Genomic DNA, 5,012 nt, shown 5'->3' on the forward strand with positions numbered 1-5,012 from the left:
CGATGACGAGATCGGCGATCAGGTTTTTGTCAGGGTCACTTACACGGACGGGGCCGGGCGTGAACAAGTGGTCGAAAGCCCTCTATCCGCAACCGTTGTGAACACCAATGACGCCCCAACAGGGTCTGTGACGATTTCCGGCACAGCCGCCGAGGGAGCGAGACTGACCGCCGATGCAAGCGGCCTGAGCGACGAAGACGGGCTTCGCAAATTTTCTTACACGTGGCTTGCAGACGGCACCCCGATCAGTGGCGCAACCAGCTCAACACTGACGTTGACACAGGCTTTGGTTGGCGCGCGGATCAGCGTGAGCGTGGCCTACACCGACCGGTTCGGCACCGCTGAAAGCGTAACCAGCGGCGATACCTTCGCTGTGAGCAACGTGAATGATGCGCCTACGGGGGCCGTTCTAATCGAAGGAACCAAGGAGCAAGGTCAAACCTTGGCCGTGAACACATCCGGACTGGCCGATGCCGATGGATTGGGCAGCTTCAGCTACAATTGGCAGCGGGATGGTGAAGACATTTCTGGCGCGACGGCCTCGACGTACGAACTCGTCCAAGCCGACGTGGGATCAGTCATCTCAGTGAGTGTAAGCTACACGGACGGCTTTGGGACCGATGAGGAAGCCACTAGCAGCCCAACCAAGAAGATTATCGGCGAACTGATTCTGACCGGTAACGGTGGCAGCAATCGCCTCGTTGGCGGCAAGTTTGACGACACCCTTAATGGCCGAAATGGAAATGACGTTCTCAAAGGCCGAGCGGGAGATGACGACCTAGTCGGCGGTAAGGGCGCCGACAAGCTGTTGGGTGGATCAGGCGTAGACAAACTCAAGGGCGACGCAGGATCGGACATTCTCAACGGTGGCTCGGGCGCCGACAACCTTATTGGTGGAGGCAAAAATGACGACCTCTATGGCGGCGGCGGAAACGATGAACTCTCCGGCTCAGGTGGGCGAGATTTTCTGAAAGGGCAAAAGGGCGATGACACGCTGACAGGAGGCAAAGGAGCCGACACCTTCTTTTTCAAAAAGGGCGACGGTCAAGATGTCATCACCGACTTCACGGTTGGCGCCGACGTAATCGAGATTGGGAAAGGAGCGAATCGCATACGACAACTGGATTTCGAGCAAGTCGACGAAGATGTGTTGGTGTCATTCAGGAATGTCGAAATTCTTGTCGAGAACATCCTGATCGAAGACTTGAAGGATGCGGATAACTTCCTTTTTTAACCCTTTCTGAAATGGACCTGTCTCGTTGCTCGCCACTCCAAGTTCTTAGCAACTGTATTTTCAGGCGGTCAGACGTGGACCTGCCACAGCCGGTCGGCGCGCCTCTGGGATATCGCAGTTAAGATCAATGGTGGCGATGTTCCGCGCTGGGTGAATTGGCCATTTCGAGTTTGCGCGGGCGCAGCGAATGGCGGCTCTGACGGGCCGCACCGCCGCAACGGTGACCAAGCTCGTACGGCGGCAGAGGGCCGGTCACACCCGAGAAGGGCGGCCCCAGTTCGCAACTTTGCATCGGCAGCTTTCTGCGCGCTGCTGCCGTTCGCAACAAACTCAGCGAACGGCAGCTAACCGCCTCCCGCGTGTGCCGCGACGGCTGGCTTGGTCGCTTGGTCTTTGACCCGCAACGTCGCCTGTTCGACAAAGTCTACCATTGGTTCTTATCCTTGAGCAGTGACGCGCTCTGCCAGAGCATAGACGCCGAACCGACCACCGGTTCCGGCATTGGTGTAGAAATGAGTTTCAATGGGCGCCCCGGCCTTTCGCAACTTGTCTATGTAGGCGCTCATTTTCATCCGGCTGGATGCGTAGATGGGCGTCTTCATAAGCTGGTCCATCAGCTGGCGGTTGGTGCCTTTAAGAGCAAAGCAACCGCCCGAGGATCTGATGTACCAGCACTGGCCAGTGTGGGGCGGTAGGTCTGCCCGCTTATCGACATGGACGGCGTTGCGTAGGGCGAGTTCTTTGAAAGGGCTGCTCATTGGTCTAACTCCCTTCGTTCCCCTTATGCTGGTGCTGCTCAGCGGGTTTCGGTTCAGTTGCTGCCGATCATGGCTGCGGCGAATGTGCTGGCAATGGCGGCGTTGATACCGCCGTTCATCCAGCGCGACACTTCATTCATCGGGTATCCGGTCAGATCGGCGGCCTTCTGCACGCCGAGTTCGCGCGCCTTGTCTTGAAGCTGTTTCGTGGTCATCATTGGTCCGTTTCCTTCTGTCGTGCCTCTGCTAGTTCGGCACTGGCGCGTCCTTTCCGCCGGGATGCTTGAGCCGCTTGACCTCAAGGGCGCTGAGTTCCTTGGCGAGTTTGGGCATCGGTATTGCTCCTGTCTGTTGATGACAGAAGTCTATCCCCAAAAAACCCCCAAAGTAAGCGCACTTCTAGGCAATCCGATGCTGACCTCTGCAATGGCGATTGGCGCAAGATACTGATATAACGTAAGAGTTCTAGGGTAGTGTGGGGTTGCATCGGATCGCGCCAGGACGCGTTAAGGGCTGTGCCCGGCTCAGTCCTCGCGCGCGAGATAGGACTCGAAGGCCGCCAGCGTCACCTCAGAGACATGGTGCTCCATCCCCTCGGCGTCCATCTCGGCGGTGTCGGGTGGCACCCCGAGCGCCAACAGAACCGCCACCACCGTGCGATGACGGGCGCGGACCCGGTCGGCCAGCGCCAGCCCCTCCTCGGTCAGAAAGACGCCGCGATAGGGGCGCGACACCGCCAGCCCCTCGCGCTTGAGCCGCGCGACCGCCTTGGTCGCGGTGGGGTGGGTCACTCCCATCCGGCGGGCGATATCGGTGATCCGCGCTTCGCCCATCTCTTCAATCAGGTCGCCGATCATCTCGGCGTAGTCTTCGAGAATGGCGACGGATTGCGCCGCCCGCGCCTGGTTGAAACGGTCGGGCTGCGCCGCCGCTTCGGCCTCGGCCTCGGGGGTGGGCTCTGAGGGTGAGCGATGGGGCACGGGTCCGATGTCTCCGGTCTGTGGGGGCGGTCCCGCCAAGAGTGGCAAAAGGGTAAGTTCAGTTTACAGAAACCGCTTCACTTTTAAAAGCGACTTTAATTTGATTTGAAGTTTTGACTACATCACGTCCCCTATTGTAAAAAGTGTAGCCAAGGGTTTATTTGAGATCGAAAGAACCGACCGATCGGTCATCAGACAGGAAAATGACGAGATGAACTCGACATCGACGGGGCGCACCCGCCTCGGCATCGCGGAGGTGCTCGAAGGCCGGCGCCGTGGGCCGCGCTCGGCGCTATTGTTCGCCGGACCGGCGATCATTGCCTCGGTCGCCTATATGGACCCGGGCAACTACGCGACCAACATCCAGGCCGGGGCGGGCTATGGCTATACGTTGCTTTGGGTGGTGCTGGTCGCCAACCTGATCGCGATGCTGTTCCAATCGCTCTCGGCGCGGTTGGGGATCGTCACCGGCAGGAACCTGGCCGAGCTCAGCCGCGATCATTTCCCGCGCCCGGTGGTCTGGATCATGTGGGCGGTGAGCGAGGTGGCGGCGATGGCGACCGACCTGGCCGAGTTCCTTGGCGGCGCGATCGGGCTGGCCCTCTTGTTCGACATGCCGCTGATGGCGGGGATGGGGGTCACTGCGGTTGTGACCTATGGCATCCTGTTGTTCGAGGCGCGCGGATTTCGCCCGATGGAGCTGATCATCGGCACCTTCGTCGCCATCATCGGCCTGTGCTACCTGATCGAGATCTTCATCGCGCCGGTCGCCTGGGGCGCGGCCGGGGCCGGGCTGATTACCCCTTCGCTGCCGGATCTGACGGCCTTGACCATCGCCGTCGGGATCATCGGCGCCACGGTGATGCCGCATGCGATCTACCTTCATTCCGGCCTGACCCAGAACCGCGCGCAGGTGCGCCATGACGCCGACCGCCGCAAGATCCTGACGTTTTCCAACCGCGAGGTCGTGCTGGCGCTGGCCGCCGCCGGGATGGTGAACATCGCCATGGTGATGATGGCCGCCGGTGCCTTTCATTCCGGCCATGCCGAGGTGGCCGAGATCGAGACCGCCTATCACATGCTGACGCCGCTGCTGGGCGGTGCGGCGGCGGCGGTGTTCCTGGTGTCGCTGATCGCCTCGGGCGTCTCAAGTTCGGTTGTGGGGACGATGGCGGGGCAGCTGATCATGCAGGGCTTTATCCGCATCCGCCTGCCGATCTGGTTCCGCCGCGCAGTGACGATGATCCCCGCCTTCGCCGTGGTGGCGATGGGGGTGAACGCAACCCAGGCGCTGGTGGTCTCGCAGGTGATCCTGTCGATCGCGCTGCCGGTGCCGATGGTGGCGCTGATCATCTTCGTCTCGCGCGGCGACATCATGGGCGCCTTCCGCATCGGTCGGCTGACGCGGGTGCTGGCGGTGATCGGGGCGGGGATCGTGCTGAGCCTCAACGTGGTGCTGCTGTTGCAGACCTTCAGGATCAGTGTTCCGGGGCTGGGCTGATCGCCAGGGGAACCCCTGAAAAAAAGACAAACCCCCGGGCCAGGCCACGGGGGTCGTCTGAATAAGCGTCAGAATAGGCCGCTTGAGGGTGTGCTTAGAGCATCCCCTCGCGCTGAGCTTTCTTGCGCGCCAGCTTACGGGCACGACGGATCGCTTCAGCTTTCTCGCGCGCTTTTTTCTCGGACGGTTTCTCGAAATGTTGCTTGAGCTTCATTTCACGGAAAACGCCTTCGCGCTGCAGCTTTTTCTTCAGGGCACGAAGCGCCTGATCGACATTGTTGTCGCGAACACTAACCTGCATGTGGTTGTCACCACCTTTCTAGATTCGAGTTGCAAGGAATTGCAGGAAGTGGCCGTATAGCAAGCATAACCTATCTTGTCCAGTGGACCGACCACCCAAGCGGAGGATGTCATGACGATGCAACAGGACGATGCCAAGGACCGGCTGCTGGATGCCGCTTTGAACCACGTGGCCTTCGACGGCTGGTCCGAGGCCACCTTCAAGGTGGCCGTTTCCGAGGCCGGCATCGACCCGGTCC

6 protein-coding genes and 1 pseudogene are annotated in these 5,012 nt (G+C 60.4%); 3 read left to right on the plus strand and 4 right to left on the minus strand.

Translation table 11 applies throughout. The features are described 5' to 3' along the window. Window positions 1-1,234 (plus strand): hypothetical protein (locus tag P1U75_RS16845; protein WP_300245287.1); only part of this gene is annotated, 1,234 nt, incomplete at its 5' end. A gap of 437 nt (window positions 1,235-1,671) precedes the next feature. Here P1U75_RS16845 and P1U75_RS16850 read toward each other — a convergent pair. The 3 genes from P1U75_RS16850 to mntR form a co-directional block, all read right to left on the minus strand. After that, a complete protein-coding gene (locus P1U75_RS16850) occupies window positions 1,672-1,992 on the minus strand; it encodes a hypothetical protein (RefSeq protein ID WP_300245288.1) in 321 nt (106 codons plus the stop codon). 53 nt (window positions 1,993-2,045) lie between these two features. Then, window positions 2,046-2,210, minus strand: a complete 165-nt coding sequence (locus P1U75_RS16855) for a hypothetical protein (protein WP_300245289.1) — start codon at window positions 2,208-2,210, stop codon at window positions 2,046-2,048. 306 nt (window positions 2,211-2,516) lie between these two features. Beyond that, window positions 2,517-2,972: a manganese-binding transcriptional regulator MntR gene (gene mntR, locus P1U75_RS16860; protein ID WP_300245290.1), complete on the minus strand. Its 456-nt coding sequence runs from the start codon at window positions 2,970-2,972 to the stop codon at window positions 2,517-2,519. Window positions 2,973-3,183: 211 nt separating this feature from the next. Between mntR and P1U75_RS16865 the strand changes: the two genes are divergently transcribed. After that, the gene (locus tag P1U75_RS16865) at window positions 3,184-4,473 is read left to right on the plus strand and encodes an Nramp family divalent metal transporter (RefSeq protein ID WP_300245291.1); all 1,290 of its coding nucleotides are present in this window, start codon (window positions 3,184-3,186) and stop codon (window positions 4,471-4,473) included. Window positions 4,474-4,567: 94 nt separating this feature from the next. Here P1U75_RS16865 and rpsU read toward each other — a convergent pair whose 3' ends face one another. Then, window positions 4,568-4,774: a 30S ribosomal protein S21 gene (gene rpsU, locus P1U75_RS16870; protein WP_008207378.1), complete on the minus strand. Its 207-nt coding sequence runs from the start codon at window positions 4,772-4,774 to the stop codon at window positions 4,568-4,570. A 117-nt stretch (window positions 4,775-4,891) separates the two neighbouring features. Here rpsU and P1U75_RS16875 point away from each other — a divergent pair. Next, window positions 4,892-5,012, plus strand: a pseudogene (locus tag P1U75_RS16875) (COQ9 family protein); the annotation flags it as partial.

It is taken from the genome of Antarcticimicrobium sp. (assembly GCF_029212575.1).
GTDB lineage: Bacteria > Pseudomonadota > Alphaproteobacteria > Rhodobacterales > Rhodobacteraceae > Antarcticimicrobium.